The organism is Natronoflexus pectinivorans, assembly GCF_004345615.1.
GTDB lineage: Bacteria > Bacteroidota > Bacteroidia > Bacteroidales > Marinilabiliaceae > Natronoflexus > Natronoflexus pectinivorans.
The window spans coordinates 92,523-112,398 of record NZ_SLWK01000003.1 but is presented as its reverse complement, the minus strand read 5'-3'; the positions used below and the strand labels follow the sequence as shown (position 1 = coordinate 112,398).

Genomic DNA, 19,876 nt, shown 5'->3' with positions numbered 1-19,876 from the left:
TCGTCGATCTGACGATTCTCATGGCTCGTTTCATCTAAATCAGGTTTTTTATTCCCGAATCACATAGCCCATGCCTATAATGGTATGAATTAGCTTTTTATCAAATTTTTTGTCAATTTTTCTTCGCAGATAATTGATGTAAACATCAACAATGTTAGAGCCATTAAGGAATTCCTCTTCCCATAGATGTTCTGCTATTTGAGCACGGGATAGTACGCGTTCTTTATTTCTGATTAATACTTCAAGTAAATTAAACTCACGTGCCGTGAGTTTAATTTCACCACCAGCGCGGCTTACCTTTTTAGTGTTCAAATCCAACTGAAGGTCATCAACAAAAAGAATATTCGACTCAGAATTATTGACATTACGCCTGGTAAGTGCTCTTATTCTTGCCATTAATTCTTTAAAATGGAAAGGCTTCACCAGGTAATCATCAGCTCCGGCATCCAATCCTCTTACTTTGTCATCCAAAGTTCCCAGTGCAGTCAGCATCAGTATTGGAATTTTGGGATTCATTTTCCTGATCGTTTTGCATAATTCCACTCCATTGGTATCAGGAAGTAATACATCAAGAAGAACTAGGTCGAACGTATGGTTGCGAAGTAAATCCTCAGCCATTTGTCCGTTTTGTGCCACATCAGACAAAAACTGGTACTGCTCCAATCCTTTTTTAATAAACCCTGCCACCTTGGGTTCGTCTTCTATAATTAGAATATGCATAGTTTTGATTTCACCTTTCGAGCAAATGTAGTAATGATGAGAATGTTTACCAAAAAAGGAATATTGTAATCATTATATTTCGTTTTACACATCTTTGTGGAGTTAAACTGCGTTGTCAGATTCATCAATGACTATAAAAGTAAATGCCTTTACTGTCAGCCGAATAAGTTGAATTTATGTTAGAAATGTGTTATATTGGAGATATAAATACAATCAGCTATGAAAGTAGCCCATTTGAATGCTCAAACGCACAGGAGGATAGCCTTCCGCCTTGCGGAACAAGTTGTCTCGTTTTAGTGTGAATTATTTGACGAGTGCTCGGGAGTAATTTAAAAACATATTTTAGAGTATATGAAGACAGCAAAACGAATATCTGGATCTTTCTTTTTCATCACGATGCTTTTCATAAACCCTCTTTTTTTTAAAACTGCATTATGCAGTTGTGGAGCGGTAAAAACCTCTGAAAGTGAAACGATTAAAGGAAGATTAAATACAATTATTGAATTGCCAAATCCGGTTACAAATGGCGAAGTAAGCCTGGAGCGCACCTTGTCGTTGAGGCGTTCAGTTCGCAATTATTCCCAAACGCCCTTAAATCTGGAGGAGATTGGTCAAATGTTATGGGCGGCTCAGGGTGTAACCGAAAGTCGGCGTGGGTTCAGAACTGCACCAAGTGCAGGTGCCACTTTTCCTCTCAGAGTTTATGTTATGGTGAATAGGGTCAGCGACATAAATGCAGGAATTTATCTGTATCATCCCAATGAGCATCGAATAAAACTAAAGAAAGAGGGTGAGTTTGCAAGTAATTTAGCTGGGACAGCTTTGGGACAATCAATGTTTGAAGAAGCTTCGGCAGTATTTATTATCAGCGCCGTATTTGAAAACACAACACAACGATATGGTGACAGAGGCATCCGGTATGTTTACAATGAAGTTGGACATGCTGCTCAAAACCTATTGCTGCAGGCAGTAGCACTTGAAGCTGGTGTTGTGGTAGTAGGTGCTTTTAATGATGAGGCTGTAAACAGCTTATTGGAATTACCGGCGGGAGAAAGTGTGATATACCTTCTCCCCGCCGGCAAATTATTGGATTAAAAGCGGATTCCGGCCCTGATTCCGGAAGATGAATTGGTTCCGAATTGGACACTGCTTCCCCCCTTTAATATTATATCATTATCCCTTTTAATGTCTGAATTACTAATGTAATTCAGACCAGGATTAAATTCAACTCCAAAATAAAAACCACCTCCAATATTGTAGTCAAGTCCTAATACTGCATTTACTCCAATACCAGTATAGCCTGCCTTCAAATTGAGTGAATTGAAATTGTTTTCAGCTTCATATCTTTCGGAGTATATTGTAATGGGAAGTTCTGCTCCGTAGTAAACCCTAACTTTCCCATTTGATAAAGGTTTTTCAAAACCTGGTGCAAAACTAAAAAAGACTGCTGAACCTTTTTCAAACTCATTTCCCTCTGCATCTTCATATATTTTCTCAGTTTCAATATTAAAACCAGCATTTATTCTATAGGCACTTCCATCTGCCTGAAATACTCTAAATCGTATTTGTGGCATGGTAAACAAACTGCCAGACGAAGCATCAAAAATTGCACTGGGATCAAAATCTACATCAAGAGAGTATCGACCTTGTTGATTATGTTCCGGAGTTCCTTGAACGTCCTCAGCATTTGTGCCAATCAACAAAATAAAAACCATACAGGTTAACAAAATACCTTTTTTCATCTAATAATTGTTTAAATTTGATTGGATAAAGGTCGCATGATGAAATTTTATCCGTATTTGGGTTAACGAATCATGCTCGTTTTTTATTGTATTTCAATGATTAAGAGACTGTTTATAAGCGAATAAGTAAATTTTATGTTTAAATTGATTGCAAATATAATTTTAATTTTCATTTTATTGTATATACAACAAAGCCGTTGTTGCATTCAGCAACAACGGCTTCATTAAGTAGTTAGAAATTAATACCAGCTAGTTTTTAATTATTTTAATGATTTCCAATCCATTATCACCCGCAATGCGTAAAAAATATATGCCGGCCGTTAATAATTCAGTTGAAATAGTTTTCTGATTATTTATTACCCCCTGAAACATAATTTGGCCGTTAATGTTTAGAATTTCGTAATAACTGGTACTTGAAGTATCTGCTACATCAACAAAAAGTTTATCTCTAAAAGGATTTGGATATACGCTGATATTACTTCCTTGATCATCCATATTTGGCAAGTTGGTAGAAGAATCAGTTACATCCATCATCACGACATTATCGATATAAACACAAACCGAATTACCACCTAAATAAAATTTGAGAGCTGCTATGGGGTCGTTTACAGAAGAAGTAAAGCTAAAAGAAAACTCTTGTGGTTCAGTTGTTATATTCGCCGACTGTTGAAAATGAGTGTTAAAACTTTGGCCATCTTGCTGAACTGCAACATCAATGGTTTTGTTTTCGTCGGCATTAGCCATAAAGCTAATAGCATAGGTACGACCATCGAATATGGGTGTTTGTTGACGCAATTGAACATGCCAACTTGCAGTTCCAGGATTTTCAGGACAAATACGCAATGCATAATATCCTGACAAGTCGGCATCACTGACTATTTCCATTGTGCTTGAAGCTCCTGCATTATTTTGAACATTCCATCCCGACGTTCCCAAGTTGAATTCGCCGTTATATACCATGTTTTCTTCATCAACCATGTCCTCTCCATCGAAAGGAAAACCTACATCAGGCTGATCCTTCATGTATTGCTCCAACCAGATGAGTGCGTCCCTTTTGGTTCCGTCGGCATTGATGATGCCCGATCCTGTCCACCAGGTTGATCCTTCTACGTAACCCCATAAAGTTATACCAGCAACAGCCGGATGTTCCCAGTAAACGGGAAAAATGTTCTGGTACGAGCGCAGTTGATTGGCTTCTGAAGCTTCAGGGGCTCCAATTAAATCTAATTCCGTAACATATACCGGCACTCCGCTTGAAGCCATCATGTCAATACGTTGCCTTAAAAGTCCCGGGTTGCTCCACAGTCCATCCACATTGAACGTATGAGCCTGTGTTCCAAACCCGTCGATCAAACCTCTGTCGCGCAAAACTTTAACAACGTCCAGCATTTCTTGAATACCGGCAGGATTGTTTTCCAGTTCAAAATCGTTCATAATTAGTTTTGAATTGGGAAAGTATTCACGGGCTTTTTCAAACAACCATATCACCCAATCATAACCTGTTTCGCCAGGCCCGCCTAATCCGGCACGAAAATATGGTGTTCCTGCAGCGTGTTCCTGCCCATTCCAAGTATTTAAATATAGATTTTCATTAAGGACATCAATTTGATCCATATAAGGATACCTTGCAGCCATTTCTGCCATATACTCTTCTATCTCAGCCTGAAACTCCTCCGGTTCAAGCTCTTCAAGCCAGGTTGGATACTGGCTCCCCCATGCAATGGCATGGTAACGAAATACCAAATTGTTATCAGCTGCAAAATTGTAAATGTTATCACCAGTTGTCCAGGTCATTACATCCCTCTCACTTTCAATACTCTCCCATTTATGAGCATTTTCTGCAGTTACTCCATTCCATAAATGTAAATAATCAGATCTTACTGTAGATGAACCCATTACATTTCCAAGATATTTTCCCTTTCCGGCACTCATCCCTTTTTTAATCACCGGTGCTTCTCCTACTTTTATAATAACTCCTGCAGATGTAAATGAATCTCCATCATTATCAGTGGCTCTTGCTCTTATCCTATACTCACCTGCTTGCACATCATGCCAGAGATATGTGTAGGTATGATCCTGATGAACGTTAGTTTCATAAATTTTATCATCATCAACAAAGAACTCTACATTTTCTACAGTTCCATCCTGAAAAGTTCCCCCAAAATCAGTTGAATAAACGCGAATGACAATGTTAGATCCTTCCTGGTAATAAGCATTGCTGTGTGGATAAGTTATTACAGCTGATGGCAGCGTATTTGTAATTTCTGCTGCAACAAAAGTATTCCCGACTATTATAAAAATAGCCATCCAAAAAATGTTTTTTAATCTCTCTTTCATAGTGATAAGTTATAATTAAAAATGACAAGGCGGGCGTTAAAGATGGCGAGTAATTCATATATATATTATCTGTGCTGCAATCATAACCAGAACAGAACAGGTGATATTGTTTACAAATATAACAGAATTTTAACAAAACAAAAAAAGCTCACGATACGTGAGCTTTTAAAATATCTGTTAATATCTGAAATCTATTTATATTCAGCAGCTTTCAGCGTGTTCAATAGAAGTGATACAATGGTCATTGGCCCAACTCCACCGGGAACTGGAGTAATATAGCTGCATTTTGGAGAGACAGCCGCAAAATCCACATCTCCCTTTAAACGCCATCCGCTTTTGGTTTCTGTACTTGGCACACGGGTGGTTCCCACATCAATAACAACAGCACCCTCTTTCACCATATCAGCCTTTAAAAATTCCGGAATTCCTAACGCAGCTATGATGATATCGGCCTGGAGGCAAATTTCCTTAAGATTTGCTGTTCGGCTGTGGCACACCGTTACAGTTGCATCGCCCGGAGAACCTTTAAGAGAAAGCAAAATGCTCATGGGTCTGCCAACAATGTTGCTGCGACCAATTACCACGGCATGTTTTCCTTTGGTATCAATTTCATAGCGCTTTAGAAGCTCCATAATTCCTTGTGGCGTGGCAGAAACAAAGGCATCACCGCCGGTAATCATTCTTCCAAGGTTTTGCGGATGAAACCCATCCACATCCTTTCCCGGATGAATGGCTTCGGTTACTTTTTCTTCAGAGATGTGCTTAGGCAAAGGCAATTGAACAATGAATCCATCAATATCCGGGTCGTTATTCAGTTTCTCAACAGCATTTAGAAGTTCTTGCTCGGTTACGTTCTCATCGAAGCGAACCAGAGTAGAATTGAATCCAACCTCTTCGCAAGCCTTAATTTTGGCCGCCACATAGGTTTCACTTCCTCCGTCGTTACCAACAAGAACTGCTGCAAGATGGGGTTTTTTTTCCCCGGCTGCCATCATGGCTTTAACCTTTTCAGCAATTTCCTGCTTTACAGCCTGTGAAGTTAATTTTCCGTCGATTAATTGCATGGTATAATCAGGTTTATTTTGGTTTAGCGTCCTCCCATGGGCAGGTTGGCCATCATTTTGGAAAGATTTTTTCCTTTGCCCATCATCTTCATCACCTTACGGGTATCTTCAAACTGTTTGATAAGCCTGTTTACCTCCTGTATTGAACTGCCACTACCGGCGGCGATCCTTTTGCGACGACTGCCATTTAAAATGGCAGGATTTTCACGCTCATCAGGGGTCATGGAGTAGATAATGGCTTCAACTTCCTTAAATGCATCATCATCAAAATCCATATCTTTTATGGCTTTTCCCATTCCGGGAATCATGCCAGCCAAATCCTTCAGGCTACCCATTTTCTTGATTTGCTGAATCTGACTCAGAAAATCGTTGAAACTGAATTGGTTTTTTGCAATCTTCTTCTGTAGTTTTTGAGCCTCCTCGGCATCAAATTGCTCCTGGGCACGCTCCACCAGCGAGACAATGTCACCCATACCCAAAATCCTGTCGGCCATACGATTGGGGTGAAACACATCCAGCGCATCCATCTTTTCGCCTGTACCAACAAACTTAATGGGCTTGTTTACCACACTGCGAATGGAGAGAGCAGCACCACCGCGGGTATCACCATCAAGTTTGGTTAAAACTACCCCGTCGAAGTCGAGCCTGTCGTTAAACTCTTTGGCTGTGTTAACAGCATCCTGGCCAGTCATGGAGTCAACCACAAAAAGAATCTCATGAGGCTTTACTGCATTTTTAATGGCAGTAATCTCTTTCATCATCTCCTCGTCAACAGCTAATCGACCAGCGGTATCAACGATTACGAGATCGTTACCGTTTTGCTTCGCCTGTTTGATGGCGTCTTTAGCTATCTTAACAGGGTCTTTGCTGCCTTCTTCGGTATATACAGGAACTCCAATTTGCTCGCCCAAAACCTGTAGCTGGTTTATCGCAGCGGGACGATACACGTCACCTGCCACCAATAAAGGATTTTTTGAGCGCTTACTTTTTAATAAATTGGCCAGTTTTCCGGTGAAAGTTGTTTTTCCCGACCCTTGCAGACCGGCAATCAAGATAACAGCCGGTTTTCCATCAAGATTGATGTCGGTGGATGACCCTCCCATCAGTTTGGTCAGCTCATCATGTACAATTTTAACCATCATCTGCTGAGGCTTGACAGCCGTCAGCACATTTTGACCCAACGCTTCATCTTTCACCGTTTCGGTGAAAGTTTTAGCCGTTTTAAAATTTACGTCGGCATCCAATAATGCCCGACGAATATCTTTGAGTGTTTCAGCAACATTTATTTCTGTAATGGTACCCTGCCCTTTAAGTATCTTAAAAGAGCGTTCCAGTCTTTCCGATAGATTTTCAAACATCGTGTTTCTAAACTTTAAATTTTGCGCAAAAATAGCACTTTTTTGCCAATATTTCTAATATTATCCATATACAATTCGCTCCATTACCCAATTGGTTCGAGAGGCTGTTATGCCGGTACTTACACATGTTCTTTTATGCTGAATGGATTCAACCACTTCTTTGATCAAGTTGTATTGAATATTATCAGGATTTAGATATGGAAACTCCAATTTGCCTGATTCTTTCACCAAAACTATCGGATTATGTCCAAAACCCGAAAAAATAATTTTTCCTTTGGTGCCAATGATCTCCATTTTGTCCTCTCGAGACGATTCTCCCGTAACAAAACACCAAACACCTGAGCCAACCACCCCATTCTCAAATTTAAAGGATGCCACAATGGTGTCTTCAGCAGTATACAATCCTGCTCTATTTTCGGCATTCCCCTCAACATGAGTAATTGGGCCAAATAAATAGTCTAAGAAATCGAGTTGATGAGATGCCAAGTCATAAAAAATTCCCCCTCCGGCAATTTTGGGGTCAATTCTCCATGCCGGAGTTTTTTCATCCATTTCCTCGGGTAAAGCGGGTCGCATTAAACGAATAGAGGCCAACAGAGGTTTGCCAATTTGCCCTTCTTCAATCAATTCTTTAACTTTTAAAAATCCCGGTAAAGTGCGCCGATAGTAAGCAACATATAAAGGAACGCCTGTTTTTTCTGAAACCTGCAACATTTCCTGACATTCAGCATAGGTGGCAGCCATCGGTTTTTCAACATAAACAGGTTTTCCTGCTTTCATGGCTTCTATGGCATATTTTGCATGCGTAGAAGGAGGAGTGGCAACATAAACAGCGTTAACACTTGGGTCATTGATTAATTCCGAAGCATTTGAATACCATCGTGAAACGCCGTGTCTTTTGGCATAATCGGCTGCCAATGATTCATTGCGACGCATGACAGCCACTAAAGTAGATTTCTCAATTTTATTAAACGCCGGTCCGCTTTTTTTCTCCGTAACATCTCCACAGCCAATCATTCCCCAATTCACTTGTTTTGCAGCCATTTGATTATTTTTTGAATTATTTTCACACTCTAGTTGATGCTAAATTGCATATTTTTTAGCAAATTTCAGTGCTAAAGAATAAATATGAAAAGATATCTGCATAAATTATTTAACAAATTAATCAGACGACGACAATTTACAGCCAAACAAAATAACCCGGATGACAATTACGATATAATTGGCGACGTACACGGTTATTGTACCGAGCTGGAATTATTGTTGCATATAATGGGTTATTCGCAGATTGATGGATTATGGCAGCACCCGGAACGCAAAGTAATCTTTGCCGGGGATTTTATCAGTCGTGGTCCCGATACCAAAGGGGTTATATCACTGGTGCGCAACATGGTTGAAAACAAAACGGGCTTTGCCGTTTTGGGGAATCATGAACTGAATGCCATCGGATATTTCACATACAATAAAAAAGGAAAACCGCTGTTTCAGCCTCCATCATCCAATAAACTACAGATGGAGAAAATAAAAGAACAGTACAAAAACAGTGAGAGCGAACTGGGTGACACAATTAAATGGCTACGAACCCTTCCTTTTTTTATTGAAACCGGCTCTTTCCGTGTTGTACATGCCTACTGGAGTGATAAGCATGTGCAAATAATAGATAAAAATGTAACCAAAGGCAAACTTACCAAAAAGTTAATTAAAGAGATTGTGCGTAACGAAACACCATTTGCCAAAGCGGTGCGACAAACAACGCGCGGGATTGAATTGAATCTGCCTAAAGACCTCATTATAAAAGATAGTAAAAACGTCAGGCGAACCAATTTCAGGGTAAAATGGTGGGAGTCTTCAACCCAAAAAACATTCAGGGAGCTAAGCTTTGGAAACCGCTTCAAATTGCCGGAGTACACTGTTCCCGAACAACTTTTGGTTCCTTTTGATGTATATGATGAATCTGCGCCACCTGTTTTTTTTGGTCATTACTGCATTAAAGATATGTCTTTGATGGTTTCCCCTAATGCCTGCTGTGTTGACAATTGTTTGGCCGGAGGCGGACAATTGGCCGCCTACCGTTGGAATGGGGAGGCAACTATAAAAGAATCTAATTTTGTTTATCAACCCCGACTCGGTTAGTTTTTGTTTCATAAAAAGGAACATTACATTTGTAGATTGGTGAGAAGTAATAAGGTGTTGATGACCGGTTTAATTTAGAGCAGACAATTCTTGTTTTTACTAACGCTTTGAGATAGTTTTATTGAAAAGGATAATTATTTGAAACGAGCATGATGCCCAGATGGTTGGACATCAGATACACAAGATTCTTGTTTTTAATACTATAAAAATTGAGTAATCCATTGAAATGATAAAATCCATACTTTTCTTTCTGTTAATATTTACATCGTTGCCATTAATGGGAGGAGAATTGGTGACCATTGTGGTCACCAATAATGCTTCGTCCGATGGGTCGACAATAGTGGCGCAGTTCAATATTGATAATGGCTTTGATACAGATAAGTACATTTTTCAGCAACGAAAACAACACGCACCCAATTCGGTAAAAGAGATTTTCTCAACCCAAACCGGTGAAAAATTGGGTGAAATCCCGGAGGGGAATGGCAGTTTTCAGGTATTAGCCAGTACCAATGAACATCAATTGACCATAATTGGACATAACTTTTCAGCGAAAAAAGAGTTACGAAATCATAAAGGCATTCTGGACGGAGAAAACCTGAAGAACATCGCATTACAGCGCTCAAAAAACGCACGTGATGCCATCAATTTAATAGACGAACTTACTGATAAATATGGTTATAGCGATGATGGATTCCGCTTTTTCATCGCAGACCCCTCTGAAGTGTGGATGATGGAGATGACCGGTAAAGGCACTATGAACCGGGGTGCGGTGTGGGTGGCTCGATTGATTCCGGATGGCAGAATGGCGGTTCATGGTACAGAACCGGCCATTGGCAACTTTCCCATTAGCAGCCGTAACAATGATGTCCTCTACTCACAAGACGTTATCTCGTTTGCTCGGGAAATGGGTTATTTTGATGGAAGGAATCGCGATTTTAATTTTAAAAATGCATATACCGACCCCCAATCCAATGACGAAAACTCTGGAATTGTTCGTGAAACGGCCGGTCTATTTAATGCTACCATTCAACAGGGAAGTGATTCGCTTTCCTTGCCCCTGTTTTTTCAGCCGTCGCAAAAAGTTAGTTTGCGCTCAGTAAAAGAGTTGACCAAAAATCTCCATCATAGAGAAGAGAAGGACTCGGTAAATACAGATAAAACCGTTCATACCTTTATTGCCCAGTTGCGAAACTGGTTGCCCCGACCCATTGGAGGGGTTGTATGGTTGTGGGTTGGCGGTGATTCCATCGGTAATTTTCAGCCATTTTACATTGGAATAGATGAATTTCCATCATCTTTCCGGGAAAAGTATGATATTATTGGGGAAATCAACAGAGTATACCCGAATCGAAACGATTCGGTAATTTTGGATGAAACCAAGAGAATACGTCACGAGCTGGAAGAGAAGTATCTCCGCTTTGCTCCGGCTGTGGAGCAAACAGCCAGGGCTTTGTTTGTCAGCAATCCGGCACTGGCCGTTGAATATCTTACCGATTATTGTTACAGCCAAAGCCTCATAGCCAAAAGAAGGTGGAGAGAATATCTTGACGAGTTACAAAACAATAGATCGTTAGACTTTTAGATTATTAGATATTAGACACAAGTAAGTTTCTTATTATCAGCTGATTGCATAATATTACAACAAATTCATAAACGCTTGATAATTAGGCAAATAAAAAAGATTAACGAACTATTCACAAAACAAGGAAAATATAAATCTATTAATAGAGCATGCATCTTTCAGAAATAGGCGAATTTGGTTTTATTGAACGATTCGCACACCGCTTTAAAGATTTACTAACACCCAATTCCATGGGAATTGGTGATGACTGCGCCGTATTACCCTGCGATGAAAATCACGATTTGGTCATCACCACAGATATGCTGGTGGAGGACATTCATTTTATTCGCAACAAAATATCGCCATATGACCTGGGCTACAAATCTTTGGCCGTTAATCTGAGTGACGTGGCAGCCATGGGGGCTCGTCCGATTGGTTCGTTTTTGTCCGTTGCCATTCCCGAAAACATTGAAGTGGAATGCCTGGATGAACTGATGGATGGCTACCATGCTTTGAGTGAAAAATTCCGTTTGCCATTAATGGGAGGCGACACAACAAAATCGCCTGATAAGTTGATTTTAAACATCAGTGTGATTGGAAAAATTGAGAAGGGAAAAGCCCGACTGCGCTCAATGGCTCAATCTGGTGATGTAATTGCTGTTACCGACACGCTTGGTGATTCAGCCGCCGGTTTGCAATTAATTTTGAAGGGTTTAAACAGTAACCTGGAAGCCGATTGGCTGATAAACAGACACAATCGTCCGGAGGCTGATGTGGAAGAAGGCATTTGGCTGGCACAGCAATCGGGAGTAAATGCCATGATGGATGTGTCAGACGGCATCGCGTCTGACATAAACCACATTTTAAAAGCCTCAAAAAAAGGCGCTGAAATTGATTTGAAACGGCTTCCCCTCTCCCATCAGTTAATAAACATTGCTGAAAAGCATCAGTTTAATCCCATTGAACTGGCAACTTCCGGCGGTGAAGATTATTGCCTGTTGTTAACGATTAACGCCGAAAAGTTCCAAAATATATCAGCCTCTTTTGAAAATAAATTTGGCAAAAAGTTGTTTGATATAGGAAAGGTAACCGGAGAATCGGGCAGCCTTAAATGGTTTTCAGGCAATCGGGAGATAGCTGTTTTAAAGGGTGGATTTAATCATTTTGAATAGAATACTACAAGATGGAATCAGTTCCTTCATCTACTGCTGCAAAAAAATCTTAATTGATAAGAGTGACATGGTCAAAACAATTCTTCAATATAATAAAGGTTTTAAATGGTTCTCAACAGATTCCATATCAGCAAAAGGTTATTTGTTTGATTCCGAAGGAAATTACTACGAAGAAGAAACGCTGATTGATTATTTTTCAGATATTAGCGAGATTAATTCATTCAAAAAAAAGGTAGAGAGAGCCAATGGCGTTTTTTCTGTTGTTGTCAGAATTAAAAACATCACATGCATTGCATGTGATAAATCGAGTTTTTTTCCGCTATACTATATTAATCACCCCGAAGGCTATATTTTTAGTGATAATCCACAAGAGTTGATAAAATTGTTGGATGACGTCAAAATTGATAAAGTTCAGTGTGCAATTTTTAAATCAACAGGTTACACCGTCGGAAACAACACATTAATTAATGGAATAAGTGAAGTTCGTGCGGCAGAATATCTTATCATTGAAAACAGCAACCTTAAAGAGTCCGGTTCATTTTTTTCATATGCCACCAAAAAAGTAAACGATGGGATACCGTATGAAAAACTAAAAGAAGATGGACGGGCGGTCTTTGAACAAGCGTTTAGGAGGTTAATTACTTCCCTAAAAGGCAGGCAGGTTGTTCTGCCTCTCAGCGGAGGTTATGACTCGCGCTTAATTGCAGCGATGCTAAAGAAATTTGGTTATACCGATGTGGTTTGTTTCACTTATGGCCGAAAGAATAATTTCGAGCTACAAAACTCCAGGACGACAGCTAACAGGCTTGGATATAAATGGATATTTGTAGAATACAATCAGGAATTGATAAACGGCTATTTTGACACCTCCCAATTTAAAGATTACGCGTTATTTGCCGGAAAAATATCTTCCATGCCATATATGCAGGAATATTTTGCCGTAAAGTATTTAAAAGACAAGAATCTTATAAAAAATGACGCTGTTTTCATTCCGGGACATTCAGGAGACCTTCTCGGAGGAAGTCAATTCGTGAAAGTATTTAATGAAAACATAAGTAAAGATGCACTAACAGGATTGTTTTTTAAGAAAAAACTTAACTTCTATAATATTCATAGGCACTATAAAAAAAGGGTAATTGAAATTATTGAAGAGCGTTTTAAGAGTGATTATGATGACGATTTTATATCCCATTCAATCATAGAAGATCTTGATATTAAAGAAAAGATTAGTAAACTCATAATAAATTCAGCCACAGTTTATGACTATTTTGGTCATCAAATTAGGATTCCATTCTGGGACGATGAATTAATGGGATTTTTTAAAATGGTTCCAGCAAAGTTTAAAACTGCCAAAATGCTATATGACGACATTCTGGTGAGTTTCTACTTTAGAGAATTCGGTTTGTGTCTGGATAATGAGTTGCAGCCGAATTATTTTCAAATGAAAATCCAGGAAGTTAAAAATTTGCTTAAAAGCTACCTGCCTAAATTCCTAATAATAAGATTTTTGCTTAAAAGTGATTGGATGTATTATTACGAAATTACAAAACCAATGGCTAAAGCGATTGGTTTTAAATATAAAAACACATCAAGCTTTAATGCTGTAATTACAAATTGGTATGTCTCATTTATTGAAAACAGGTTAAGCCAAAACATTAAGTGATGACAATAATAGATAGGACAAAAAAAGCATTTATAAATCAGAATGTTAAGTTTTTTTTGACATTGCTTTCCGGTTCAGTTATAGCGCAAGGGGTTGTATTTTTGATTACTCCAATTCTAAGTCGGGTATATACGGATGAAATGTTCGGAACATTAACACTATTTTCTTCAATAACACTTACATTAAGCACTGTAGTTGCTTTAAGATACGAACTTTCAATATTATTGCCTAAGCGAGAAAAAGATGCTGTTAGTTTATTGATTCTATGTTTCATAATCATAACAATAATATCTTTGGTTACATTGTTTATTATTCTAATGTATCATGAATTTTTTAATGGCCTTTTCGACAATGGCGGTCTTGGTCGTTTCATTTTTTTATTGCCATTAGGAATTTTTTTACATGGAATGTTTAACACTCTGACCTATTGGCTAAATCGACAAAAAAAATTTAAAAGCATCTCTTTTGTACGGATAAACAAATCTCTATCAATGAGCAGCGTGCAATTAATTAACGGGTTTTCTGCGTTTCAATATTTAGGACTCATACCAGGATTAATTGCAGGCCAACTGATGAGTTTTTTACATACCATAATTTCAGCTTCAAAATCAATTAAAAGAAATGTACATCACATATCAATCAACCGTATTTTTTTTATGGCAAAAAGGTATCAGAAAATTCCAAAATACAATACATTATTGACCTTCACGAACACCCTGTCTAATGAACTTCCGAACATTTTAATTCCAAAATATTTTGGACTTGCTATTGGAGGCCAGTTTGGTCTTGCTATAAGATTGATAAAAACCCCCATTGGACTAATCGGTGAGGCTGTTAGTCAAATATTTTTTAATAAAGCTTCGGAGACTTATAATAATGAACCTACCCGGTTTCATGAACTTGTAAAGCAAACCTACATTAAACTTTTTCTTCTTGCATTAACAGGGTTTCCGATATTATTTATTTCTACTTATTTTTTCGAATATATATTGGGAAGTGAATGGACTGAAACAGGTATTTATTCTCGCCTTCTTATTCCGTGGTTGTTTCTGATGTTTTTAAACTCCCCCATATCATCACTAATTGTTATCTTAGGTAAACAGAGATCATTGGTGATATATGATCTGTTACTTTTACTTTTGAGATTAACTGCTTTAGTTCTCGGATACCATTATTTTTACAATATCATTTATGTATTGGTACTTTATTCAATGGTAGGAATGGTATTCAATTCCTTTCTTATTTTTTATTTTATAAAACTGTCTAAGCAGGCAGACCATTAATACAAAGATGGACAATAACTCATTGAATATATCATTTACAGGGGATTTGAGCGTTACAGGTATATTTCATCAAAAAATATCTGACAATAAAGAGATATTTACTGACGAAATTAAAAAGCTTTTATCGAAAAAAGATTATGTCATTTGCAATCTGGAAGGTGCAACAACTGATGCCTGCCAAAATATAGTGGTGAAAAGTCCGGGAAATACCATTAATTATCTTAGTAATCGAAATATTAGAGTATTTAATCTCGCAAACAACCATATTTTCGATTGTGGAATTAATGGATTTTCAGATACTGTAAATAAAATTGAGGAATACAATTCCTTTTACTTTGGAGCTGGAAAAAACATACATGAGGCATCAAATATTGTTTATTTAAAAAACAACTATGTAATAGTTGCTTTAATAGGTATTTGCGATCATTCCATTAAAAATGCAAGTAAAAGCTCTGAAGGAGTATTCTCGTCAAGAACTTTTTCTCTGATAAAAGATAAAGTTATTGAGGCTAAACAAAAGGCTGATTATGTAGTCCTCAATTTTCATGGTGGAGAGGAATATACTATATACCCTTCTCCCGAAAAGCGATCCTATTTAAAGAAATTATCAAGTATAAATGAACTTGACATCATCATAGGACATCACTCACATACGTTTCAAGGGGCTGAAACAGTTAATAACACATTAATATTTTATTCCCTTGGAAATTTTGTCTTTGACATTGAGAATCACCGGATATATGATTATGTCAATGAAAGCGCTATTTTAAATATGGAGTTTTTAAAGGACAAATTTTCATACTGCATGACACCAATAAAGATAGATTATTCAAGTGGTTCCATCAAGATTCATACAGATGATTTTATAAACCATATAGATCGCATTTCCCGATTTGATAGGTATTATAATAAATGGATCAAAGATGCTTACAGAGTAATATATAATAGAAATATTACAGAACAGCAAGCAGTTGGAAATCAGTTATTGCGAAACCAAAGTGCCTTAAGAATTTTATTTTCAATAAAGACCTACAAAAGAATACTGGCTATTTTATTAGATAAAAATCAACGTTCTGTTTTCCTCGGAGCCTTTTATTATAAGCTTATTAATTCATTAAAAATGAATTACGCTTCCAAAACCACCTGAAAATCTCCATTCCACGTCAGTTTCCCCTCCTTTGGATTACCATCAGCATCAGTAAAACCTTTTAGTTGGTTGGTTTTACCTTTCAATACCAAGTCCTGCACCTGTTTTTCGGTCAGTTTTTTGCCCATATATTCAAAAGGGATAAGCACTTTGCAACCTTGGGTATATCTGTTGCAACCATAGGCCGAACGGCCTTTAATAATTAACCCTTCGCCACATTTTGGGCATTTCCACTCAGGCGCTTCCTCCTTTTCCAGTTGCAATTGATAGTTTTCATCAAGGGTTAACATGCCATCAACCTTTTCACCATTTTCCTCGAATCCTTTGATAAGAGAAGTTTTGCCCTTTTTGAAGAGCGTTTCCATTTGGTTTGGAGTGATTTGCTTTCCCATAAAAACAAACGGCACCACCGTTTGGCAACCCTCTTTGTATCGGGAGCATCCCCACGCCTGTTTCCCCTTAAGCATCAAGCCTTCATTGCAACGAGGACATTTACCCCCGTCAGATTTTTCTGCATCTGAAGTTTCCTTCTTGCGTTTACTGCCATCCTCCTCCTCAACTACATCAATTCTCTGTATGGTAGGCTCACGACGAACCGTATGAACAATGTCTGATACCATTTGCTTCAGTTCATTCATAAACTCCCCTGCATCGTATTCCCCATGTTCAATATCCCTCAGCTTTTTCTCCCATTGTCCGGTAAGTTCTGCCGATTTCACCGATTCATTCCGAATGGTATCTATCAACTGCATGCCGGTAATGGTTGGCGCAAGGCTTTTTCGGTTTTTGGTGATGTATTTTCGTTTGAATAGCGTTTCGATGATGGCTGCACGAGTAGAGGGACGACCAATTCCGTTCTCCTTCATCACATCACGTAACTCTTCGTCATCCACCTGTTTTCCGGCAGTCTCCATAGCTCTCAGCAATGTGGCTTCGGTGAAGGGTTTTGGGGGCTGAGTCTCCTTTTCCTGCAAATCAGGCTCATGAAGCCCTCTCTCTCCTTTGGTAAATTCAGGTAAAACAGCATCATCGCCTTTTCCTGAGCCGGCCTGTTTTAGCACCACTCGCCATCCCGGTTCAACAATCTGTTTTCCTGTTGCTTTAAAGTTTACTGTCTCAACTTTTCCTTCAACCGTGGTGGTGTTAATCACCGCATCGGGATAAAATGCAGCAATAAAACGACGTGCCACCATATCAAATACCAGTTTTTCATCTCTGCTTAGTGATGAAGAGGGATTTTGTCCGGTGGGAATGATGGCGTGGTGGTCGGTGACTTTGTTATCGTCGAATACTTTTTTTGATTTTGGTATTTTCTTCTCCAGTAATGGAGCGGTTAAAGCCTCGTAGGGCTTTAACCCTTTTAAAATACCGCCAATTTTCGGATACATATCGTTGCTCAAAAAAGTGGTGTCCACCCTGGGATAGGTGGTCAATTTCTTTTCGTACAGCAACTGGATGGTTTTTAGTGTTTCATCTGCCGAAAGGCCAAATTTACGGTTGCACTCCACTTGCAGCGACGTTAAATCAAACAATCGTGGTGGTGCTTCTTTTCCTTTTTTACGTTCAAAACCGGTGATTTCAAACTCCTTGCCACGTATGGTTTCAATGGCATTTTCGGCTTCCTCTTTATTGGTAAATCGTCCTTCGGAATTGTTAAAGGTCACCTCCTTATACACAGTTTTCAGTTCCCAATAAGGTTGCGGTGTGAAATTGTCAATCTCCTTTTGGCGCTCCACGATGAGAGCCAAAGTTGGGGTTTGCACCCGTCCAATTGATAAAACCTGACCTTGTTGACCGTATTTTAAAGTGTACAAACGAGTGGCATTGATTCCCAAAAGCCAGTCGCCAATGGCTCGGGCACTTCCGGCCGCATACAAAGCGTCGAATTTTTCCCCTGCATGAAGTTTTTCGAAACCCTCGCGAATAGCCTCCTCTGTTAAAGAAGATATCCACAATCGCTTAATGGGACATTTACATTCAGCCTTCTGTAGTACCCAACGCTGAATCACCTCTCCCTCCTGTCCGGCATCACCACAGTTAATAACCATTTCGGCATTTTTCACCAGCTGTTCAATGGCTTTAAATTGTTTAATGACTCCCTGGTCGTCGAGCAATTTTATGCCAAAACGGGATGGGATGATGGGAAGCGTTCCAAGCGACCAACGCTTCCATTCTGGCAAATAATCGTGCGGTTCTTTAAGCGTACACAAATGACCGAAGGTCCACGTAACCTGGTAGCCATTTCCTTCAAAATAGCCATCCTTACGCGATGTAGCACCTAAAATACGAGCCAGCTCTTTAGCAACACTGGGCTTTTCAGCTATGCAGACCTTCATTGGGTTCTTTTTATTCATTGGATTCGACCTACGAAGATAAACAAAATGAGTGAAGCTTAAAAAAGCGCGGGGAGGCTATGAGACTGTTTCGATTTATTTGAATCAATTTGTTCTACTTTGACAGATAATGTTGGCCTATTGAGTTATTTTGCAAATTGCTTTCGCCCTTTCAGGTCTGTGGTTTGGTTGTTTCATCATTTCAGGGTTAGTATGGCAATTTTAGCCAAAAACATCATAGCCCAAACCGAAAAACTTCGAAAGTGTGAAGATAGAATTATAGAGTATTTTTTTGTATAGCCCCAACGGGGCGACATCATCAACATAGGGCATAGCCCTATGAAAACATATATAATTCGTAATTAGCCCTGTAAGGGCGTAAGCAATATCGCAGATAAATTTAATAAGGAAGAATGTCACCTAATTGCTGGCGCTCATCAAAAATCTAAATTTCAATAATATACACTACTCTATCATCTAAATTCTGTCCCGATGTATTCGGGACTAAAAATCTATTGCTATATCAGCTCCAGCCTCAAGCCATCAAAAGCCAATTCCACTCCGGGAGGTAAAGTCTTATTAACCTCGCTGTGTAATCCAAGCTGGTGACTAATATGCGTAATATAAGCCCTTTCCGGGTTGATTCGGTCAATAACCTCCAAAGCTTGTTGCAGAGTAAAGTGAGAAATATGGGGTTCGTATCTCAGTCCGTCGATGACCAAAAGTTTAGTGCCGTAAAGTTTTTCATATTCCCCTTCGGGAATATGATTGGCATCGGTAATGTAAGAAAAGTCGCCTATTCTGAACCCCAAGACCGGCAAACGGTGATGCATAACCCGAATGGGAACAACAGGTAGTGAATCAACAATAAACGGCTTATTGTCAATGTTGTTTAGTACGATTTCAGGTAAGCCGGGATATTTAGACTCAGAAAAGGCATATGCAAACTCTTGCTTTATGCTTTCAATGACCGAAGCTTCGGCATAAACATTGGCATGTGTGTTATTAATCCAGTTAAAGGCACGTACATCGTCCAGTCCGGCGGTATGGTCTTTATGAGCGTGAGTGATCAAAATGGCATCCAGATGAGAAATCCCCGATGCAAGCATCTGTTGACGAAAATCGGGCCCTGCATCAATGACAATATTTTTCCCTGCTGTTTGAATCAGAACCGAAGAACGTAATCGCTTGTCCTTGGGATTGGTGGAGCGGCAGACTATACATTTGCAGGCAATCATTGGAACACCGAGAGAAGTCCCGGACCCGAGTATGGTGATGGTCATGGGTTCAATTATATTATTACTGAAACAATATATATTTAATCTCTGCGCCACAGCGTCTTCGCGTTTATACTATTATGGCG

General features: G+C 39.0%; 15 protein-coding genes. 7 read left to right on the top strand and 8 right to left on the bottom strand.

Annotation, left to right across the window (positions count from 1 at the left end):
- Nucleotides 1-48: 48 nt before the first annotated feature.
- Complete coding sequence (locus EV194_RS05780) at nt 49-720, bottom strand: response regulator transcription factor (protein ID WP_132433035.1); 672 nt, start codon at nt 718-720, stop codon at nt 49-51.
- A 351-nt stretch (nt 721-1,071) separates the two neighbouring features.
- On the opposite strand from EV194_RS05780, the gene EV194_RS05775 reads away from it, so the two are divergent.
- Nucleotides 1,072-1,815 carry a SagB/ThcOx family dehydrogenase gene (locus EV194_RS05775; protein ID WP_132433033.1) on the top strand — a complete coding sequence of 248 codons (744 nt, stop codon included), beginning with the start codon at nt 1,072-1,074 and terminating at the stop codon, nt 1,813-1,815.
- On the opposite strand, the gene EV194_RS05770 is transcribed toward EV194_RS05775, so the two are convergent.
- The 5 genes from EV194_RS05770 to EV194_RS05750 all read right to left on the bottom strand — a co-directional run bounded on the left by EV194_RS05770 (nt 1,812) and on the right by EV194_RS05750 (nt 8,265).
- Nucleotides 1,812-2,462, bottom strand: coding sequence for a hypothetical protein (locus EV194_RS05770; RefSeq protein WP_132433031.1), 651 nt, complete (start codon nt 2,460-2,462; stop codon nt 1,812-1,814). The genes EV194_RS05775 and EV194_RS05770 overlap by 4 nt on opposite strands.
- A 249-nt stretch (nt 2,463-2,711) precedes the next feature.
- A complete protein-coding gene (locus EV194_RS05765) occupies nt 2,712-4,769 on the bottom strand; it encodes an endo-1,4-beta-xylanase (protein ID WP_165921810.1) in 2,058 nt (685 codons plus the stop codon).
- Nucleotides 4,770-4,990: 221 nt separating this feature from the next.
- Entirely contained in the window at nt 4,991-5,863 is an 873-nt protein-coding gene (locus EV194_RS05760; RefSeq protein ID WP_132433027.1) for a bifunctional 5,10-methylenetetrahydrofolate dehydrogenase/5,10-methenyltetrahydrofolate cyclohydrolase, read from the bottom strand.
- A 23-nt stretch (nt 5,864-5,886) separates the two neighbouring features.
- Nucleotides 5,887-7,221 carry a signal recognition particle protein gene (gene ffh, locus EV194_RS05755; RefSeq protein ID WP_132433025.1) on the bottom strand — a complete coding sequence of 445 codons (1,335 nt, stop codon included), beginning with the start codon at nt 7,219-7,221 and terminating at the stop codon, nt 5,887-5,889.
- A 60-nt stretch (nt 7,222-7,281) separates the two neighbouring features.
- A complete protein-coding gene (locus EV194_RS05750; RefSeq protein ID WP_132433023.1) occupies nt 7,282-8,265 on the bottom strand; it encodes a Gfo/Idh/MocA family protein in 984 nt (327 codons plus the stop codon).
- An 84-nt stretch (nt 8,266-8,349) separates the two neighbouring features.
- Between EV194_RS05750 and EV194_RS05745 the strand changes: the two genes are divergently transcribed.
- The 6 genes from EV194_RS05745 (at nt 8,350) to EV194_RS05720 (ending at nt 16,180) form a co-directional block, all read left to right on the top strand.
- The gene (locus tag EV194_RS05745; protein ID WP_132433021.1) at nt 8,350-9,354 is read left to right on the top strand and encodes a metallophosphoesterase; all 1,005 of its coding nucleotides are present in this window, start codon (nt 8,350-8,352) and stop codon (nt 9,352-9,354) included.
- Between the two features lie 226 nt (nt 9,355-9,580).
- Nucleotides 9,581-10,936, top strand: a complete 1,356-nt coding sequence (locus tag EV194_RS05740; RefSeq protein WP_132433019.1) for a C69 family dipeptidase — start codon at nt 9,581-9,583, stop codon at nt 10,934-10,936.
- A 149-nt stretch (nt 10,937-11,085) separates the two neighbouring features.
- Nucleotides 11,086-12,087 (top strand): thiamine-phosphate kinase, encoded by a 1,002-nt coding sequence (gene thiL, locus EV194_RS05735; RefSeq protein ID WP_132433017.1) that lies wholly within the window; start codon nt 11,086-11,088, stop codon nt 12,085-12,087.
- Nucleotides 12,088-12,154: 67 nt separating this feature from the next.
- Nucleotides 12,155-13,750: an asparagine synthase C-terminal domain-containing protein gene (locus tag EV194_RS05730; RefSeq protein WP_132433015.1), complete on the top strand. Its 1,596-nt coding sequence runs from the start codon at nt 12,155-12,157 to the stop codon at nt 13,748-13,750.
- Nucleotides 13,750-15,033: a lipopolysaccharide biosynthesis protein gene (locus tag EV194_RS05725; protein WP_132433013.1), complete on the top strand. Its 1,284-nt coding sequence runs from the start codon at nt 13,750-13,752 to the stop codon at nt 15,031-15,033. The genes EV194_RS05730 and EV194_RS05725 overlap by 1 nt, the downstream gene beginning before the upstream one ends.
- Before the next feature lie 7 nt (nt 15,034-15,040).
- Entirely contained in the window at nt 15,041-16,180 is a 1,140-nt protein-coding gene (locus tag EV194_RS05720) for a CapA family protein (protein ID WP_132433011.1), read from the top strand.
- Here the strand turns inward: EV194_RS05720 and EV194_RS05715 are convergent.
- Both EV194_RS05715 and EV194_RS05710 read right to left on the bottom strand, forming a co-directional pair.
- Complete coding sequence (locus tag EV194_RS05715) at nt 16,159-18,516, bottom strand: type IA DNA topoisomerase (protein ID WP_132433009.1); 2,358 nt, start codon at nt 18,514-18,516, stop codon at nt 16,159-16,161. The genes EV194_RS05720 and EV194_RS05715 overlap by 22 nt on opposite strands.
- Before the next feature lie 515 nt (nt 18,517-19,031).
- Nucleotides 19,032-19,796: an MBL fold metallo-hydrolase gene (locus tag EV194_RS05710; protein ID WP_132433007.1), complete on the bottom strand. Its 765-nt coding sequence runs from the start codon at nt 19,794-19,796 to the stop codon at nt 19,032-19,034.
- Nucleotides 19,797-19,876: the final 80 nt, after the last annotated feature.